The sequence below is a fragment of the Halomonas alkalisoli genome (genome assembly GCF_021412585.1).
Lineage (GTDB): Bacteria > Pseudomonadota > Gammaproteobacteria > Pseudomonadales > Halomonadaceae > Halomonas > Halomonas alkalisoli.
In genome coordinates, this window is sequence record NZ_JAKCMI010000031.1 from 1 (window position 1) to 16974 (window position 16974).

At 64.6% G+C, this 16974-nt stretch carries 18 protein-coding genes; 10 read left to right on the forward strand and 8 right to left on the reverse strand.

What is annotated here, in order from left to right:
- From LY622_RS15145 to gntR, 4 genes are all read left to right on the forward strand, one after another.
- The coding region (locus tag LY622_RS15145; RefSeq protein WP_234291669.1) for a TRAP transporter small permease at nucleotides 1-342 on the forward strand (342 nt) is incomplete at its 5' end.
- Nucleotides 343-345: 3 nt separating this feature from the next.
- A complete protein-coding gene (locus tag LY622_RS15150) occupies nucleotides 346-1629 on the forward strand; it encodes a TRAP transporter large permease (protein ID WP_234290517.1) in 1284 nt (427 codons plus the stop codon).
- A 13-nt stretch (nucleotides 1630-1642) separates the two neighbouring features.
- Complete coding sequence (locus LY622_RS15155; protein WP_234291670.1) at nucleotides 1643-2164, forward strand: gluconokinase; 522 nt, start codon at nucleotides 1643-1645, stop codon at nucleotides 2162-2164.
- Nucleotides 2165-2262: 98 nt separating this feature from the next.
- Nucleotides 2263-3258 (forward strand): gluconate operon transcriptional repressor GntR, encoded by a 996-nt coding sequence (gene gntR, locus LY622_RS15160; RefSeq protein WP_234291671.1) that lies wholly within the window; start codon nucleotides 2263-2265, stop codon nucleotides 3256-3258.
- Between the two features lie 28 nt (nucleotides 3259-3286).
- Here gntR and LY622_RS15165 read toward each other — a convergent pair whose 3' ends face one another.
- From LY622_RS15165 to LY622_RS15180, 4 genes are all read right to left on the reverse strand, one after another.
- Nucleotides 3287-4036, reverse strand: a complete 750-nt coding sequence (locus tag LY622_RS15165) for an ABC transporter ATP-binding protein (RefSeq protein WP_234291672.1) — start codon at nucleotides 4034-4036, stop codon at nucleotides 3287-3289.
- The gene (locus LY622_RS15170; protein WP_234291673.1) at nucleotides 4030-5100 is read right to left on the reverse strand and encodes a FecCD family ABC transporter permease; all 1071 of its coding nucleotides are present in this window, start codon (nucleotides 5098-5100) and stop codon (nucleotides 4030-4032) included. Before LY622_RS15170 ends, LY622_RS15165 begins: the two co-directional genes overlap by 7 nt.
- Nucleotides 5090-6166 carry an ABC transporter substrate-binding protein gene (locus tag LY622_RS15175; protein ID WP_234291674.1) on the reverse strand — a complete coding sequence of 359 codons (1077 nt, stop codon included), beginning with the start codon at nucleotides 6164-6166 and terminating at the stop codon, nucleotides 5090-5092. The genes LY622_RS15170 and LY622_RS15175 overlap by 11 nt, the downstream gene beginning before the upstream one ends.
- A 253-nt stretch (nucleotides 6167-6419) precedes the next feature.
- Entirely contained in the window at nucleotides 6420-6836 is a 417-nt protein-coding gene (locus tag LY622_RS15180) for a RidA family protein (RefSeq protein ID WP_234291675.1), read from the reverse strand.
- Between the two features lie 174 nt (nucleotides 6837-7010).
- Here LY622_RS15180 and LY622_RS15185 point away from each other — a divergent pair, with 174 nt between their 5' ends.
- The 5 genes from LY622_RS15185 to LY622_RS15205 all read left to right on the forward strand — a co-directional run bounded on the left by LY622_RS15185 (nucleotide 7011) and on the right by LY622_RS15205 (nucleotide 11904).
- Nucleotides 7011-8411, forward strand: coding sequence for a bifunctional enoyl-CoA hydratase/phosphate acetyltransferase (locus LY622_RS15185; RefSeq protein ID WP_234291676.1), 1401 nt, complete (start codon nucleotides 7011-7013; stop codon nucleotides 8409-8411).
- Nucleotides 8411-9625: an acetate/propionate family kinase gene (locus tag LY622_RS15190; RefSeq protein WP_234291677.1), complete on the forward strand. Its 1215-nt coding sequence runs from the start codon at nucleotides 8411-8413 to the stop codon at nucleotides 9623-9625. Before LY622_RS15185 ends, LY622_RS15190 begins: the two co-directional genes overlap by 1 nt.
- Before the next feature lie 129 nt (nucleotides 9626-9754).
- On the forward strand, nucleotides 9755-10333 hold the full coding sequence (locus LY622_RS15195) for a TetR/AcrR family transcriptional regulator (protein ID WP_234291678.1): 579 nt from the start codon (nucleotides 9755-9757) through the stop codon (nucleotides 10331-10333).
- 144 nt (nucleotides 10334-10477) lie between these two features.
- Complete coding sequence (locus LY622_RS15200; protein ID WP_234291679.1) at nucleotides 10478-11107, forward strand: DUF1326 domain-containing protein; 630 nt, start codon at nucleotides 10478-10480, stop codon at nucleotides 11105-11107.
- Nucleotides 11104-11904, forward strand: coding sequence for a DUF2182 domain-containing protein (locus LY622_RS15205; RefSeq protein WP_234291680.1), 801 nt, complete (start codon nucleotides 11104-11106; stop codon nucleotides 11902-11904). The genes LY622_RS15200 and LY622_RS15205 overlap by 4 nt, the downstream gene beginning before the upstream one ends.
- A gap of 6 nt (nucleotides 11905-11910) precedes the next feature.
- On the opposite strand, the gene LY622_RS15210 is transcribed toward LY622_RS15205, so the two are convergent.
- Nucleotides 11911-13305, reverse strand: coding sequence for an aminotransferase-like domain-containing protein (locus tag LY622_RS15210; RefSeq protein ID WP_234291681.1), 1395 nt, complete (start codon nucleotides 13303-13305; stop codon nucleotides 11911-11913).
- A 96-nt stretch (nucleotides 13306-13401) separates the two neighbouring features.
- Between LY622_RS15210 and LY622_RS15215 the strand changes: the two genes are divergently transcribed.
- The gene (locus LY622_RS15215) at nucleotides 13402-14004 is read left to right on the forward strand and encodes a LysE family translocator (RefSeq protein ID WP_234279429.1); all 603 of its coding nucleotides are present in this window, start codon (nucleotides 13402-13404) and stop codon (nucleotides 14002-14004) included.
- A 2-nt stretch (nucleotides 14005-14006) separates the two neighbouring features.
- Here the strand turns inward: LY622_RS15215 and LY622_RS15220 are convergent, their stop codons facing one another.
- The 3 genes from LY622_RS15220 to LY622_RS15230 form a co-directional block, all read right to left on the reverse strand.
- A complete protein-coding gene (locus tag LY622_RS15220) occupies nucleotides 14007-14954 on the reverse strand; it encodes a threonine ammonia-lyase (protein WP_234291682.1) in 948 nt (315 codons plus the stop codon).
- 162 nt (nucleotides 14955-15116) lie between these two features.
- Nucleotides 15117-15749 (reverse strand): exopolysaccharide biosynthesis protein, encoded by a 633-nt coding sequence (locus LY622_RS15225; RefSeq protein WP_234291683.1) that lies wholly within the window; start codon nucleotides 15747-15749, stop codon nucleotides 15117-15119.
- A 105-nt stretch (nucleotides 15750-15854) separates the two neighbouring features.
- Nucleotides 15855-16760, reverse strand: a complete 906-nt coding sequence (locus LY622_RS15230; protein ID WP_234291684.1) for a cation diffusion facilitator family transporter — start codon at nucleotides 16758-16760, stop codon at nucleotides 15855-15857.
- Nucleotides 16761-16974 lie beyond the last annotated feature (214 nt).

The following is a 16974-nucleotide window of genomic DNA, read 5'->3' on the forward strand; positions in this document are numbered from 1 at the left end:
CTGGCCCGCATGCTGTTCATCTGGCTGATCTTCATCGGCGCCGCGGCGGCCTTCGCCCGCTATGAACACATCGCCGTGGACTTCCTGGTGCGCCGCCTCAAGCCCCGCGCCGCCCATGTGCTCTACCTGATCCAGCACCTGATCATCACCGGCCTGATGGGCGTGCTGATCTGGGGCGGCTACGTCGTGATCTCCCGTTCCACCGGGCGTACCGCCATCCTCGGCGTGCCCTGGAACCTGATCAATGTCTCGCTGGTGCTCTGCGCGACCTTTATCGGCGCCGTGGCCATCTGGCGCGCCTGGCGCAGTATCACCCTCATTCGCACCGGCCAGGAGGCGTAGCCCATGCTGTGGATCTTTCTTGGCATCCTGTTCGCCTCCATCGCCCTGGGCCTGCCGATCGCCTTCGGCCTCGGCGTGGCCGCGGTGGTGCTGGCGGTGATGTCCGACATTCCCCTGTCGATCCTGATCGAGCAGTCGGTGCGCGGGGTCAACAACTTCCCGCTGCTGGCGATTCCCTTCTTCATCCTGGTGGGTGAAGTGATGAGCGCCGGCGGCATCGCCCGGCGGCTGATGGAGCTGGCCGGTGCGCTGGTCGGTTTCGTGCGCGGCGGCCTGGGCCAGGTGGCGATCACCGGCTCGATGTTCTTCGGCGGCATCAGCGGCTCGGCGGTGGCGGACACCGCCGCCACCGGCTCGATGATGATCCCCTCGATGAAGCAGCAGGGTTACTCCGCCCCGCATGCCACGGCGATCAACACGGTCTCCTCCGTCATCGGCATCATCATCCCCCCCTCGATTCCGCTGATCCTGTTCGGCATCGTCACCGAGACCTCGATCAGCCGTCTGTTCATCGCCGGCATCGTGCCGGGCCTGCTGATCGGCTTCGGGCTGATGGTCACCACCTTCATCATGGCGACCCTGGAACACGCCGGGAAGACCCGCAAGTTCCGCCTCGACCTGCTGTGGCAGGCCTTCAAGGCCGCCTGGCTGGCCCTGGTGCTTCCGGTGATCGTGATCGGCGGCATCATCGGCGGGGTGTTCACCGCCACCGAGGCGGCGGTAGCCGCGCTGCTCTACTCGCTGTTCATCTCGCTGGTCTTCTATCGCGAGTTCCACCCGCGCGCCCTGTGGGGCATGCTGATCCGCACCGCTCGCCTGACCGGCATGGTCCTGCTGCTGCTGGCCTTCGCCACGGTGATCGCCTGGTTCCTGACCATCAACATGGTGCCCCAGACCCTGGTGCGCCAGGTGCAGGCGATCACCCAGGACCCGTTCTGGCTGCTGATGATCGTGGCCGCGCTGCTGCTGCTGGTGGGCTTCGTGATGGACCTGACCCCGGCCATGGTGATCATGGCGCCGATGCTGACGCCGATCGTCACCACGGTGGGCGTCGATCCGGCCTACTTCGGGGTGCTGATGGCCTTCATCCTCGGCATCGGGCTGCTGACGCCGCCGGTGGGCACCTGCCTCTATGTGGGCTGCGGGGTGGGCAAGGTCTCGATGGAGTCGCTGGTCAAGGCCATGCTGCCGTATTACGCGGCGCTGCTGGTGGTGCTGGTGATCCTGATCGCCTTCCCCGGCATCGTCACCTGGCTGCCCGACATCACCGCCGTGCGCGGCAACTGACCGGGAGGCTTCCGTGATGGCAACTTCGTATCGCATCCTGGTCATGGGTGTCTCCGGCTCTGGCAAGTCGCACATCGGGCGACTGCTGGCCGAGAGTCTGGGGGTCGATTTCATCGACGGTGACGGCTATCACTCGCCCGGGAACATCGACAAGATGGGCCGTGGCGTGCCCCTCACCGATGCCGATCGTCAGGTGTGGCTCGATACCCTGGCCGGCCTGTTGGACGAGCATCGACGGCGTGACGAATCGGTGGTGATCGCTTGTTCCGCGCTGAAGGCCCGATATCGGGACATGTTGCGCCAGGGGGACCCGGCGCTGGCCATTCTCTACCTGCGGGGTGGCCGCGATCTGCTGCTTGAGCGTCTGTCTACGCGGCGGGGCCACTTCTTCAAGGGCGACAGCATGCTGGATAGCCAGCTGGCCGACCTGGAGCCGCCCGATGATGACGAGGCTCTGGGGTTGGACATCTCGCTGCCGCCGGAGACGATTGCCGGTGAGTTCGCGCTCTGGCTGAGGCAGCATGAAATGCCGTGACGCCAGGCCGGGCAATGCTGTCGGGGCATGAATGGTTTAAGGTATTCGGCCCTGAGCCGACCCCTTGCTCAGGATTCTCACCAGCAGGCCGGGACGCCGTGAAGAAAAAACGCCCAACACTTCAGGATATCGCCGACCGAGTCGGCGCCACGAAGATGACCGTCAGCCGCGCCCTGCGCGACCCGACCACCGTCTCGGAAGGGCTGTGCGAGCGCATCTTCGCCGCGGCGGAGCAGGTCGGCTATATCCCCAATCGTGCTCCCGACCTGCTCTCCCGGGCGACGAGCCACTCCATTGGCGTGCTGGTGCCGTCGTTGACCAACCAGGTGTTTGCCGATGTGCTGGTGGGCATCGAGGAGGTCACCGAGCCCCTCGGCTACCATCTGATGCTTTCCCACTACGGCTACAGTCAGGAGCTCGAGGAGCGCAGCCTGGCATCGCTGCTCTCCTACAATGTCGACGGGGTGATCCTCTCCGACAGCCTGCATACCACCCGTACCTGCCGCATGCTGGAGACCGCCGGCATACCCATCGTGGAGATCATGGATTCGCTGACACCGCCGCTGCACCAGGCGGTGGGCTTCGACAACGTTCGGGCCGGCTATGACATGGTCAGCGAGATGGTGCGACGTGGTCGGCGACATATCGTCTACCTTGCCGTGCGGCTGGACGAGCGGACCCGACAGCGTGAGCAGGGCTACCGTCAGGCAGTGGAGGAGCATGGCCTGCAACCCATCACCCTGCAGCGGAGCCAGCGCTCGTCATATAGCGTGGGGGCGGCGCTGCTCGGCGAGGTGCTCGACCAGTATCCACGGACCGATGCGCTCTTCTGTACCAATGACGACGTGGCCGTCGGCGCCTATTTCGAATGCCTGCGCCGCGGCATTCGGGTGCCGGAGCAGATGGCCATCGCCGGCTTCCATGGCCACGACGTGGGGCAGGTGATGTCACCCCGGCTGGCCAGTGTCATCACCCCACGCCAGGCTATCGGACGCAGGGCCGCCACTGAATTGCTGCAACGCATTCAGGGAGAGGCCATGGAGGAGCGTATCATCGATCTGAACTATCGAATCGAGCCCGGGGGAACGCTATAGAAGACCCGCTCGGTCCCTCAACCTGGCCTCAAACGTCCGCTTCGACGATAAGCTGTGGTTGGCCCCTGGAGCAGGGTTCGATGCGTGCAGCGACGCGATAGACGCGGCGTAGCAGCTCGGGTGTGACCACCTCGGCCGTCGGTCCGCAGGCGATCATGCGGCCGTTCTCGAGCACCATCGCTTGGTCGGTGAAGCGCAGGGCGTGCCCCAGGTCGTGAAGCGCCACCAGGATCAGCATCCCACGCTCTCGGGCAAGCCGCCGCAGGATGGTCAGCAGGCCAATCTGGCGGTTGAGGTCCAGCGCCGAGGTGGGTTCGTCGAGCAGCAGGATCTCGGGCTCCTGTACCAGTGCCTGGGCAGCGCTCACCAGCTGTCGCTGGCCGCCGCTGATATCGCCGATATGCCGTTTGCCAAGGTTGATGATGTCCAGCGCTTCCAGGGCGCGTTCGACCCGTGCCAGGTCTTCCTCCTGCACCTTCAGGCTGCGACCCTGCATCCGCGCCAGCAGCACCGATTCATAGACCGTCAGCACGGCATTCACGCCGCTGTCTTGAGGCATGTAGGCCACGGGCCGCTTCGAGGTGGCGCCGCTGATCCGCACCTCTCCACCGCCCTTGAGCAGGCCGAAGATGCGCCGAAAGAGGGTGGATTTACCGGCGGCGTTGGGCCCCAGCAGTGCCACCACCTGACCACCTTCGAAGCGGGGTGTGGTGACTTCCGCCAGGATCTGGCGGCGGCCATAGCTGGCCGACAGGCGATCGAGTTGGAGCGTTACCATGAGGTCTTCTTGTGGTTGAGGATGAGGAACAGGAAGAAGGGGATGCCCACCAGCGAGGTAATGATCCCGATGGGGATGATGGTGCCGGGCAGGATGACCTTCGACAGTACGGAGCCGATGGAGAGTATCAGGGCGCCACACAGCGCCGAGCCGGGAAGAAAGAAGCGCTGATCCTCGCCCACCAGCATGCGCGCGATATGCGGCCCGACCAGGCCGATGAAACCGATGGTGCCGACGAAGGCCACGGCAATGGCGGCCAGCAGTGAGACCAGCACCATTACCTCCAGGCGCAGTGCGCGCGGGTTCACCCCCATGCTCTCGGCCTTGGTGTCACCCAGGCGCATGGCGGTCAGTGCCCAGCCGTGACGGGCCAGCAGTGGCAGCACCGCAACGAGGACGCCGAACGAAATCCAGAACTTGGGCCAGGTGGCCTTGGTCAGGCTGCCCATGGTCCAGAAGACCACCGCCGCCACGGCCTGCTGGCTGGAAAAGAACTGGATCAGCGCCATCAGCGAATTGAAGATGAACACCATGGCAATGCCCAGCAGCACGATGGTCTCGATCGTGACGCCGCGCCGCAGGCTCATCGCATGGATGAGCAACGCGGTCACCATGGCCATGATGAAGGCATTGATCGGTACCACGTATTCCACCGCCGCCGGGATGATCACCACGCCAAAGGCCAGTGCCAGGGCTGCACCGAAACTGGCGCCCGCCGAGATGCCCAGGGTGAAGGGGCTGGCCAAGGGGTTGCTGAGGATGGTCTGCATCTGGGCGCCGGCAATCGACAGGCTGGCGCCGACGACCAGCGCCATCAGCGCCACCGGCATGCGTATCTCCCACAGGATGACCCGGGCCTGCTGGCTCACGGCATCCGGTGTCGCCAGCGCGGCCACGACCTCACCGAGGCTGAAGCGGGCAGGGCCCAGCGCCAGGTCGACACAGAAGCTCAGCGCCAGCCCAAGCAATAGCGCCAACAGGATGAGCTGACGCCGTAGTACGAGGGTGCTGTAATAGCTGCGCCCCTCGGCCTTGGCGGTGTGCTGAGCCAGCTCACCGTTCATCGAGTGTCACCCAATAACCGGGCTCATAGGCCACGGGCAGGAAGCGCTCATGCAACTCCTGCATCGTTGCTTCGGGGTCAAGGTCGGTGAACAGCACCGGGTGGAACCACTTGGCCAACTGCTGGATGGCGACGAAATAGTAGGGATTGTTGTAGAACTGATGCCAGATGGCGTGGAAGTTGCCCGTCTCGACGGCTTCGATACCGGTCATGGCCGTGCGCCCGGTCAGCGCCTCGAGCTTCGCTCGGGCGCGGTCCAGGTCGGCTCCCGGCCCGACGCCGACCCAGGCGCCATTGGGTACATAGGCATCCCAGTTGCCACCGGTGACGACCACCTGTTCGGGATTGGCAGTGATGATCTGTTCGGGGCTCAGCGTACCGAAAGTGGCAGGAATGATATCCCTTGCGATGTTGCTACCGCCGGCGATCTCGACGTACTCGCCAAAATTGCCGGGGCCGAAACTCATGCAGCACTCCTCCGAGTAGCCACCGGCACGGTCGACGAATACGCGGGGTCGCTCGTGGTCCTCGACCTCGGCTTCTATGACCCGAGTGACCCTGGCCATCTGGCTCTCGGAGAATTCGATGAAAGCTTCGGCGGCTTCTTCCTTGCCCAGCAGTTGACCGAGGAGGCGCATGGAAGGGGTGGTGTTCTCCAGCGGGTCCTCGCGGAAGTCCACGTAGACCACGGGAATGCCGAGCTCCGCCAGCTTGTCGTCATAGGCGGCATCCTCGGTGGCTGCCCGGGCCTCGAGGTTCATCAGCACGACATCCGGCTGGAGAGAGGCGGCGAGTTCCACATCGAAGGTGCCGTCCTTGAAGCCACCGAACGTGGGCAATGCCTCGAGCTCCGGAAACTCGGCGGCGTAGCGCGCGTAACTGTCCGGGTCGGCTTGTGAGAAATCGTCGCGCCAACCTACTACGCTGGCAAAGGGGGTATTCGGCTGCAGTGCGCCGAGCAGATAGATCTGTCTCCCCTCGCCGAGGATGGCGCGCTCCACGGGAACGTCCACGGTGACCTGACGGCCGGCAATATCGGTAATCGTGATTTCTTCGGCTTGTGCCATGACGCAGCTGAAAGCCAGCGCCGTGCAGCAGAAAACCTTCGGAAGGTAACTGTCCATGTTCTGGGATTCATCACTCTGTGAGAGGCGAGCGCGCAATGCCGAAGGCAGCATGGGCTTTGCCCGGCATTTGGCGTAGAGGCTCGCCATGGAAGGTTAATAAAATCGCTAATGATCATGACTCGCATTCGTAATTCGAGGCCAGTATGGTACACCGCCCTGCGTTTGTCGAGATGGGTAAGCGGTGACGTTTGCGTCATGCCTCGGTGCCGGCATTGGCATTCGCAGCTGCAGGCCGGCGGGCGACGAGGGTGATCTCCACGTTCGAGGAACCGCTGAGCCGTGGTGACTCGGTGCAGGTCCGGGCCGGGTAGCGGTGGTCGTCGAAGAACTCGGCATAGGCCGCGTCCATGGTATGTATCGTATCCAGGTTGGTCAGGTGCACGTCCACCCGTACGGTGTCGACCAGGCTCGCACCGGCGAACTCCAGCATGCGTGCCAGGCGGCGCATGACCCAGCGGGTCTCTTCGGCAATGTCGCCGACCACGGATTCGCCCCCCTGAATATCGGTGACCGTCAGTCCCGAGAGGAAGATGTAGTCGCCGTCGATGACGATATGGCTGCCGGGAAACACGGGTACGGCGAGAGTGGGGTCGTTGAGATACTGATGCATGTAGCGCTCCCCCATGGTTTGCGTACCTGTCTCACTATAGTTGGCCGGTCGCGGCCCCGCGCAAGCCGACCATGACACCCTTGATACCGATCAGGTATTGATGGATAAACACTGACAGCCTTTGTTGCGTCGCAGTATGCTGGGCTGACGGGACTTACGGAGGATGATGGGCCAATGGACAGCAGTGACCAGATCGAGAATCGGACGTTCGACGAGATCCAGGCAGGCGACAGTGCCTCGATCGAGAAACGGCTCACGCTGGATGACATCAAGCTGTTTGCCGTCATGTCGGGGGATATCAACCCGGCCCACCTCGACGACGACTTCGCCAAGAGCACCCGGTTTCAGGAAGTGGTCGCCCACGGCATGTGGGGTGGAGCCTTGATCTCCACCGTGCTCGGCACCGAGCTGCCGGGGCCAGGCACGATCTACCTGGGCCAGACCCTGCGCTTTCTCAAGCCTGTCAGGCTCGGCGACGTGCTCCGGGTCAGTGTCCGGGCGCGCAGCAAGGATGAGCAGCGCAAGCGTATCGTCTTCGACTGTCTCTGCACCAACCAGAATGGCGATACGGTGATCGAAGGCGAGGCAGAGGTACAGGCGCCCACCGAGAAGATTCGTCGCACTCGCACCGTGTTGCCGCGGATTCGCATGGCCGAGCGGGCGCGACTGCATGAGATGCTGGCGGCGGCGGAGCACCCCGAGCCGGTCGATATGGCGGTGGTGCATCCGGTGGATGAGGTCTCGATCCTGGGCGCCGCCGAATCGGCTCGCCAAGGGCTGATCCGGCCGGTGCTGGTGGGGCCCGAGAGAAAGGTCCGTGCCGCCGCCGAAGCGGCCGGCATCGACATCGCCGAGTTCGAGCTGGTCGACGTCCCCCACAGTCATGCGGCAGCCGCCGAAGCGGTCGCCATGACCCGTTCCGGCAGGGTAGGGGCGCTCATGAAGGGAGCGCTGCATACCGAGGAACTGCTGCACGAGGTGGTCAAGCGCGACACGGGGCTGCGGACCGAGCGCTGCTTGAGCCATGTGATGGCCTTCGACGTGCCGACCTATCCGCGGCCACTGTTCATCACCGATGCCGCGATCAATATCTACCCTACGCTGGCCAACAAGATGGATATCGTGCAGAACGCCATCGACCTGGCCCACGCCCTGGGTAACGCCAACCCCAATGTGGCGATCCTCTCGGCGGTGGAAACCGTCAATCCCAAGATCGCCTCGACCCTCGAGGCCGCGGCGCTGTGCAAGATGGCCGAGCGGGGGCAGATACGTGGCGGCACGATCGACGGTCCGCTGGCCTTCGACAATGCCGTTTCCGAGGCTGCGGCCGCCGCCAAGGGGATCGTCTCGCCGGTGGCGGGTCGGGCGGATATCCTGGTGGCGCCCGACCTGGAGTCGGCCAACATGCTGATGAAGCAGCTGACCTACCTGGCCGATGCCACCGGCGCCGGCCTGGTGGTGGGAGCGCGGGTGCCCATCGTGCTCACCAGCCGCGCCGACGACGCCATCACTCGCATGGCCTCCTGCGCCCTGGCGCTGCTGGTGGCCGAGCACCAGAAGCGGGAGCGTGTTTGATGCGCGAGATTCTGGTCATCAACAGTGGCTCCTCCAGCATCAAGTTCGCCCTGTTCGGCGCCTCGCCGGGGGGCGAACCGAAGGACCTGCAGTTGCGCTATCGCGGCCACTTTGCCGGGCTCGGCAGCCAGGCCCGGCTGAGCCTCAAGGATGGGGAGGGCCGCTCGCTGGACCCTGGCTTGGCCGGCCCTGCACTGAGTGAGGTGCCGGCCGATCTCGACCACGATGGGGCGCTGTCCAAGCTGTTGGCCTGGATCGAGGCGCACCCGGATCTTGGCAATATCGGCGCGGTGGGGCATCGCATCGTGCATGGCGGCCGCGACCACGTCGAACCAATTCGCCTCGATGCCGACGCGCTGGATGCTCTCGAGGCCCTGGTGCCGCTGGCCCCCCTGCACCAGCCCTACGGCCTGGCGCCGATTCGTGCCCTGGCGGCACTTCGGCCCGACCTGCCCCAGGTGGCCTGCTTCGACACCGCCTTTCATGCCGAACAGCCCAGCGTGGCTCGGACCTTTCCCTTGCCGCGGCGGTATCGCGACGCCGGGGTGATCCGCTACGGCTTCCATGGGCTCTCCTACGACTACATCAACCGTACGCTGAACGACCGGATACAGCCGACGCATGGCGGCGAAGCAAAGGCGGGTAGGGTGATCGTCGCGCACCTGGGCAATGGCGCCAGCCTCTGCGCCATCCGCGGCGGCAAGAGTATCGCCTCCACCATGGGTTTCACCGCCGTGGAAGGGCTGATGATGGGTACCCGCAGCGGCAGCCTGGACCCGGGTCTGGTACTGCACCTGATCAGGCAGGAGGGCATGTCGCCGGAAGCCGTCGAGCGGCTGCTCTACAAGGAGTCCGGCCTGCTGGGTGTCTCCGGCATCAGCGGCGACATGCGGGAACTGTTGCAGAGCGATGCACCAGCCGCCGCCGAGGCTATCGAGCTGTTCGTCTACCGTATCGTCAGCGAGATCGGCAGCCTCGCCGCCGCCCTCGGTGGGCTCGACCACCTGGTGTTCACCGCCGGGATCGGCGAACGGGCCGCCCCGGTACGTGCTGCGGTGGTGGAAGGTTGCCAATGGCTGGGGGCAGCCCTCGATCCGGCTTCCAATCAGGCCGATGCCACCGACATCGCGGCGGTGAACAGCCGGGTGGGCCTGTGGGTGATTCCCACCGACGAGGAGCGCATGATCGCCTGGCATACCGCCAGAACGCTGTAACGAGCCAGACTCCACCATCCACCTCTTCATCATAATCCTAAAGTCGAATGCCTTCGGAAAGGGCGCTCCTTGACGAGGGCATTTCTTGGCCTATGTTAAGAATAGACCGGTCAGTCTAGTGAGGTTTGGATGGCACATACGACACGCGAACGTCTGCTCGATGCGGGACTCGAGATGCTGCTTCAGCACGGCTACAACGACCTGGGTATCCAGGCGTTGCTGCAGGCCACCGGAACGCCGAAGGGCTCTTTCTATCACTACTTCCGCAGCAAGGAGGATTTTGCCTTGCAGGTGATCGACCGCTACATGGACGAGGTGCACCAGGGGCTCGATGCCGCGCTGGGCGACCAGTCGCTGCCGCCGCTGGACCGAGCGCGACGCTTTTTCGAGCTGTCGCGGGAGAAATACCGTCGCGACGGCTACCTGGGCTGCATGCTGGGTGGGCTGGGCCAGGAGCTGTCCGGCATCAACCCGACCTTTGCGGAGAAGATCGAGGGCTGCTTCGGCGAGCTGACACAGCGCCTCTCCGCCTGCCTGGAGGAAGCGCGCCAGCGGGGTGACATTCCACTGGATTCCGACCCCAGGGAACTGGCCAACCTGCTGCTCAACTGCTGGGAGGGGGCGGCGTTGCGAAGTCGGCTGTGGCGCGACCCGACCCCCCTGGACCAGATGCTGGATTTCTATTTCTTGGCGGCGACCCGAGGCTGACGCTGACCGACACAGCCGGGTTGCCAGGGATGTGGCCGCCGAAGGCGGCCTGTGGAGCGAGAGTCCCATGGCGCGCGGGCGGCATCGATGTCGTTCATGCCGCGACGCAGGGACAACCCATCCTGACGCTAACGGAGGTGGAAGATGAATATCGCAACGGAGCCGGGCTATCGCCTGGAAGGCACCATGCTGGAGATCTGCTCCTGTGCCGTTTCCTGCCCCTGTTTTATCGGCGAGGACCCGGATGGCAACGAATGCTTCGGGGTCATCGCCTTCAACCTGGAGCATGGAGAGGCCCGCGGCGTAGACGTCTCCGGCCTGACCCTGGTGAATGTCGCCCATATTCCCGGCAACGCCCTGGCCGGGGAGTGGCGTTCGGTCCTGCTGATCGATAGCGAGGCCAGCGACGCGCAGTACGAAGCCCTGCTGGATGCCTTTGGTGGCAAGCTTGGGGGGCCGCTGGCCGACCTGGCCAGCCTGGTGGGTGAGCTGGTGGCCGTCGAGCGGGTCCCCATCGTGCACGAGGCGCAGCAGGCAGAGGGGCGCTTACAGGCCCAGGGCATGCTTGAGGCGGAGTTCGCACCGATCCAGTCCTCTCCGGATGGCACCACGGCGACGCTGCATGACAGCGCCTTCACCACGGTGAAAGGGGCCCCGGCCTATCTCGGCAAGTCGCGGCGCTACCGGGTCGACCTGCCGCAATACGACATGAGCTGGTCCTTCAACGGGCGCAACGCCATCCAGACCGCCTGGAAGATGGAGCATCAGCCGTGAACGTGGTCGTAGTGACGGGGGGCTCCGCCTGGCGGGGCGCTCCCGTCCTGATGGTGGTGATCGGCCTTGCCTGGTTGCTGGCCATCGCGGCCGAGCTGACCGGCCAGGTGTCTTGGGTCCATCATCATCGGCTGCTGGTCGACGACGTCGCCGTCTGGGCCAGCCTGGCCCTCTTCCTGGTGGCCTGGCAGGTGCATATCGCTGCCATGATGCTGCCGTCGACGCTACCCATGGTTGGCCTCTTCAATCGTGCCTCCGCAGGTCAGCGTCATCCGGGGCTGGCCCGGATCGGATTCCTGGGTGGCTACCTGGCGGTGTGGACCCTGTTCGGCATCGCGGCGCTGCTCGGCGATGCGCTGCTGACTCAGGCCATGCTGTACTGGCACTGGCTGTTGCCAGCGTGGTTGGCCGGTGCCGTGCTGATCCTCGCCGGCGGCTTCCAGTTCTCCTCACTCAAGGAGCGCTGCCTGGACAAGTGCCGTCAGCCGCGTGCCTTCCTGCTCAACCACTATCGGCAGGGCATGGCCGGTGGCTTTGCCCTGGGGGTGCGCCATGGTCTGTTCTGTCTTGGCTGCTGCTGGGCGCTGATGTTGGTGATGTTCGTGGTGGGCATCGCCAACCTGGCCTGGATGGCTCCTCTTGCCGCGCTGATGCTCGTCGAGAAGGTTGCGCGCCACGGCAAGCGTATCGTCAGGCCCATCGGAGCCGTGCTGATGCTGCTTGGCCTGTTGGTGATGATGGATCCGGCCTGGCTGCCGAGCCTGGTGCCCACGGCGGCGCCGATGCACGCGCATTGAGGGACGTCATACCGTGCGCCAAGGCGCGGCAGGGGGCTCGTGCAGCAGTTCCACCAGGATATCCAGCGCCTTGGCCAGTGCCTCCCGTGATGGGGCGGCACTGAGACACAGGCGCAGCGCCTGGGGAGCGGGCTCGCTGCCGACGCAGAAGGGTTCGGCGCTGGTGACCAGCACGTCGCGTCGTGCCAGTGCCTCCTGGAGCACTGCGCTGCGCAGCCCTTCCGGCAGCGGTAGCCACAGGTTGGCGCCATGCGGGCGGCCGCCGAGGGCGAAGCCGGCCAGTTTCTCCCGGGCCAGGCGCTGACGCTCTCCCAGTTCCCGCGTCTGCCAGGCAAGCAGTGTTCTGTCATCCTCGCTCGCCACCCAGCGACACACGGCCTCGACCATCAACGAGGGCACCATCCAGCTCTGGGCACGCAGTGCCGCGGCGAGGCGCTCGCGTAGTGCGGGCGGGGCCAGCAGGGTCCCGATGCGTAGCCCGCCGGCCAGCACCTTGGCGGTACTGAAGATGAACAGGGTTCGTTCCGGTGCCAGCCGATGCAGCGGCGTACCGCGCTCCTGCTCCGGCAGGTATTGAACGCCGTCCTCCAGGATCAGGACATCATGCCGGCGGGCCAGCTCGACCAGGCGCTCGCGGCGATTCTGGCTGAGTACCGTGCCGGTGGGATTGTTCTGGTCCGGCGTCAGATAGATCAGTCGGGGCGGCTGTTGGGCGCAGAGCCGGGCCAGGGCGTCCATGTCCATGCCTTCGTCGTCCATGGGTACCCCCATCACCTTGAGGTGCGACTGCTGGGCGGCATCGATGAGTCCCGGGTAGGTAAGCACATCGGCGGCGATGCGTTCGCCCGGTCGCGTCAGGGCCTGCAGTGCCAGGCTGATGCCGTGCTGCCCGCCCTGGGTGATCAGCAGCTGTTCGGCTTCGACAGGCATGCCCAGGTTTGTCATCCAGGCTGCCAGCTGCTCGCGGTGGGCAGGGATGCCGCGCTCGGACTGGAACGCCACGGCGCGCTGAAGCACGTCGTCGTCCATGGCGATGCCTTCCAGCGCCCTGCCCAGGGCGGCGGCACGCAGCGGGTGCGGCGGCGGCAGGCTGAGGCTGAGGTCGATCGTGCCGGCATCCATGGGGTGGCTGTGCCGCAAGGGTGTCATTGGCGAGGTGTCGCCATTGCGCACATAGGTGCCACTGCCTATCCGAGCGGTGACCCAGCCCTGGCGTTCGGCCTCGGCATAGCCGCGGGTCACCGTTCCCACGGTGACGCCGAGCGAGTCGGCCAGCCGCCGCTGGGGTGGCAGGCGCTGGCCCGGCGCCAGTTCACCGGCCTGTATCGCCCGGGCAATGGCATCGGCGATGCCACGGTAGCGGGGCCCCTGGGTCGTGATGGTGGGGTGCCATATTGTCATGGTGACAATAAAACCTTTGACGCCAAAATTGTGCCCATTATGCTGGGAAGTGCGCGCAAATCCAACCAATCGAGGCAAAATTGTAGGGATACAATAATGGAAGCTTTGGCGTTACTGGGGCCGGCGGCCCTCTACATGATTTCCATGACCATCACCCCTGGGCCGAACAACGTCATGCTGACGGCCTCGGGGGCCAACTACGGCTTCATGCGCACCCTGCCGCATATCTTCGGCATTCTGGGGGGCTGTTTCCTGCTCTTCGCCGGTATCGCCCTGGGGCTGGGGCTGGTCTTCGAGCGCTACCCGCTGGTCCAGACGATCCTGCGTATCGTGGGCAGCGGCTACCTGCTCTATCTGGCCTGGAAGATCGCCACGGCGCCGCCACCCGACCTGCGCCGCCGTGGAGAAGGGCGGCCACTGAGCTTCTGGCAGGCGGCGGCCTTCCAGTTCGCCAACCCCAAGGCCTGGGTCATGGGTCTGGCACTGATGGCGGGCTTCCTTCCCCAGGGCGGCGATACGGTCATGAACGCCTTGATGCTGGCGGGCTTCGCCGAGCTGGTGGCGCTTCCCTGCATCGCGCTGTGGGCAGGGTTCGGCACGGCCATCGGCCGCTGGCTGCACACGCCGCGGGCGTGGCGCATATTCAATGGCGTGATGGGTGGGCTTACCGCCGCCTGCGTCTACTTCATCCTGGGCTGAGCTTAAAGAAACTCGCTCAGCTCCTCGCCGCTCATATTGCCTCCGGTGATCACCACCACGATATCCCCGCGGGGCGGCAGTTCCACTGCGTTCTCGAGTAGGGCGGCAACACCCACCGCGGCGCCGGGCTCGGCCAGCAGCTTGGTCTGATAGATCAGGTGTGTCATGGCGCGGCGGATGGCACGTTCCCCTACGCTTGCCAGCTCCTGGGTATTGGCCAGGCACAGCGGGTAGGTGTAATCGCCGACCACGGCGGCGGCCAGGCTCTTGGCGCAGGTGGCCACCTGTGACAGCGGGGCCGGTGCGCCGCTCGCCCAGGCATGGGCCATGCTGGCAGCCCCGCTCGGCTCGACCCCGACCAGCGCGAGTTCAGGGCGCATTGCCGCCGTGACGACCCCGATTCCCGAAATCAGTCCGCCGCCGCCAACGGGGCAGACTATGACCGATGCCTTGGGCGCCTGTTCGAGAATCTCCAACCCGACCGTGCCCTGACCGGCGATGATGCGCTCGTTGTCGTAGGGGTGCACAAGCGTCAGCCCGCGCTCCTCGACCAGCTGATGCATCAGCGTCCAGGCCGCGTTGATGTCGCCATGCAGGATCACCTCGGCCCCCAGCTCGCGGCTGCCCGTTACCTTGAAGCGACTGGCGTTCTCGGGCATCACGATGGTGACCGGGACACCCGCCTTGCGGGCTGCCCAGGCCAGGCCCAGCGCGTGGTTGCCGGCGGAGACGGCACCCAGGCCACCAGCTAGCTCGGCCCGAGATGCCGTGCGCACCCAGTAGAGCCCGCCACGCGCCTTGAAGGAGCCGGTGCGCTGGAAGAGTTCACCCTTGAGCAAGACGCGTCGACCGAAGCGGTCGGACAGGGCGTGGTCGAGCAGCAAGGGCGTGGGAGATAGCATCGGAGCAATGGAGGCCCTTGCCTGCTGGACTTGCTTCAAGTGAATCATATCGAGCGCCTACCCCTATGCTGATAAAGAAAGCTGGGCTGGATAACTCAAGTTTCGCCAGAAATATGAGGTTCCGCCAGGCAGTGAAAGTGAGTCAGATAGAGATCGGCAGTCAGACAGAGAAAGGTCGTTGGACAAAGGAAGGTCGTTGGACAAAGAAAGCTACATCAGATAATGAATGATTCCTGCCAGGGTCGTTCCGGAGATCAGGAAGGCAATGAGTGCCAACAGGCCATCTCGGGCAATCAGTGCGAGCCCGAAAAGCGTGAGCGCCACCCCCGCTATGTTTACGGTGAAGGGCACGAATTCCATCGGCGGCATGGCCAGGGCGAGCAGCAAACAGACCACCGCGATCAACTGCATGCTCGACTTGCCCACCATGAAGGAGAGGCGACGATACAGCATGCGGTCGACGAGGCGTGCCGGCTTGTGCATCCATTTCAGCCCCTTGCGGACCTTGTCGCTAGCTAATGTCCGGTTGCGCAGCCAGCCTGGCAGCCAGAAGGTGCGACGCCCGATGAGCAGTTGTACGCAGACCAGCAGAGTGAAAAGGCCCATCAGCGAAGGCACACCCGGAATGCCACTGATGATGGGCATCAAGGTCACCACGCCTGCCAGCAGCAGCAGGGGGCCGAAGGAGCGTCGCCCAGCGGCCTCCAGCACTTCGTCGAAGCTGATTCGACCCGAAGGCGACTCGATCGCCTCGATCACTTCGATCAGCTCGGCCAGATTGCGGGGCTCCCTGAATTCCTCTTCCTCTTCCTCTTCCTTTTCCTCTTCCTTTTCTTTTTCCATTATGACTCCTGTCAGGACCGATTCTAGGTTCAGCATAGCCATTCCAGGGCTATGGGCGGAATCCCCAGCCTGGCTGTGTCTGTAGCGCCGACGCGCAGAGACAGCCTACGCCCAGCGCGGGTCGGCGGTGAACGCCACGGTGAACCAGCGCCGCTCGGGGGGAATGCTGAGCCCGGCGGCGATCTGTTCGCGAATGTCGTCGAGCATGGCAACGCCGCGGTCGCTGGCGAAATCGGGAGCGGTGACGATATGGATCTCGATGTAGTGGCCGCGGCCGGCCTTGGCCACATGGCTGAAATACTGCAGTAGGCCCTCGCGCTGCATGACCGGCTCCATGGCCGCGTGCACTTCACGATCGATATGGCTGGGGGCGATCAGGAAGATCTCCTTGAAGGCGCGACGCACGATGCCGATGGGCACCGGTATGAAGCAGACGGTGAGTACCATCAGCAGCATCGAGTCCACGTAGGGCGTGAGGTGGGCGTACGCCGTTCGCTCTAGCCCCAGCGCGATGGTGAAGGCCACCAGCAGCGAGGTGGTGATCAGTGCCGCCATCAGCCAACCCTGCATGTCGATTCTCACGAACTCCGAATCCGCACGGCGGTTGATGCGTCGCTGATAGCCGTACATCACGAAACAGGCGATGGCCACCACCACGGCATAGACGATGGCGACGTCGAAGGCGAGTTCGCGGCCTCCCTCCATTACGCCCTGAGCGGCGTTGAGAAAGGCATAGAAGCACAGCAGCATCAGGATGCTGCCGTTGAGTGCGGCGACCAGCGGCTCCAGGTGCCAGTAGCCGTGCTGGAAGCGCTGGCTGGCCTCGCGCATGGCCAGTCGGGCGACCACCAGGGCCAGTGCCGACATCGCCGCATCGATAGTCGAGAAGACGCCATCAAACAGGATCGACTGCGACCCGGCCAGCAGGCCGAAGGTCACCCCCATGGCTGAAACCAGCAGGGTCATGAAAATGGAAATCTTGAGCGCGCGTTGCTCGAGGGAGGCTTGCATGATGGTTCTCTGATACGGAAAACCGTCCATTCTAACGCAGGATGGCAAGGCGGTCTCTGTGGGTACGGAGGTAAACATCACCCAGGAGGGGGTGCCCGATATCATCCCGGCGATGATACAAAACGGCGCCTCGCGTGTTCTCGCCCCCTCAATTATTTGCCATCCGTGCCGATAGAAAAGTAACAGGCGTCCTGGCGGGGCGCTGCTAGCGCAT

Excerpts from the sequence above, each read along its gene's own strand:
- LY622_RS15150 (WP_234290517.1), top strand. The coding sequence starts at position 346 with ATGCTGTGGATCTTTCTTGGCATCCTGTTCGCCTCCATCGCCCTGGGC.
- LY622_RS15165 (WP_234291672.1), bottom strand. The coding sequence starts at position 4,036 with ATGGTAACGCTCCAACTCGATCGCCTGTCGGCCAGCTATGGCCGCCGC.
- LY622_RS15170 (WP_234291673.1), bottom strand. The coding sequence starts at position 5,100 with ATGAACGGTGAGCTGGCTCAGCACACCGCCAAGGCCGAGGGGCGCAGC.
- LY622_RS15175 (WP_234291674.1), bottom strand. The coding sequence starts at position 6,166 with ATGGCACAAGCCGAAGAAATCACGATTACCGATATTGCCGGCCGTCAG.
- LY622_RS15180 (WP_234291675.1), bottom strand. The coding sequence starts at position 6,836 with ATGCATCAGTATCTCAACGACCCCACTCTCGCCGTACCCGTGTTTCCC.
- LY622_RS15185 (WP_234291676.1), top strand. The coding sequence starts at position 7,011 with ATGGACAGCAGTGACCAGATCGAGAATCGGACGTTCGACGAGATCCAG.
- LY622_RS15190 (WP_234291677.1), top strand. The coding sequence starts at position 8,411 with ATGCGCGAGATTCTGGTCATCAACAGTGGCTCCTCCAGCATCAAGTTC.
- LY622_RS15195 (WP_234291678.1), top strand. The coding sequence starts at position 9,755 with ATGGCACATACGACACGCGAACGTCTGCTCGATGCGGGACTCGAGATG.
- LY622_RS15200 (WP_234291679.1), top strand. The coding sequence starts at position 10,478 with ATGAATATCGCAACGGAGCCGGGCTATCGCCTGGAAGGCACCATGCTG.
- LY622_RS15210 (WP_234291681.1), bottom strand. The coding sequence starts at position 13,305 with ATGACAATATGGCACCCCACCATCACGACCCAGGGGCCCCGCTACCGT.
- LY622_RS15215 (WP_234279429.1), top strand. The coding sequence starts at position 13,402 with ATGGAAGCTTTGGCGTTACTGGGGCCGGCGGCCCTCTACATGATTTCC.
- LY622_RS15220 (WP_234291682.1), bottom strand. The coding sequence starts at position 14,954 with ATGATTCACTTGAAGCAAGTCCAGCAGGCAAGGGCCTCCATTGCTCCG.
- LY622_RS15225 (WP_234291683.1), bottom strand. The coding sequence starts at position 15,749 with ATGGAAAAAGAAAAGGAAGAGGAAAAGGAAGAGGAAGAGGAAGAGGAA.
- LY622_RS15230 (WP_234291684.1), bottom strand. The coding sequence starts at position 16,760 with ATGCAAGCCTCCCTCGAGCAACGCGCGCTCAAGATTTCCATTTTCATG.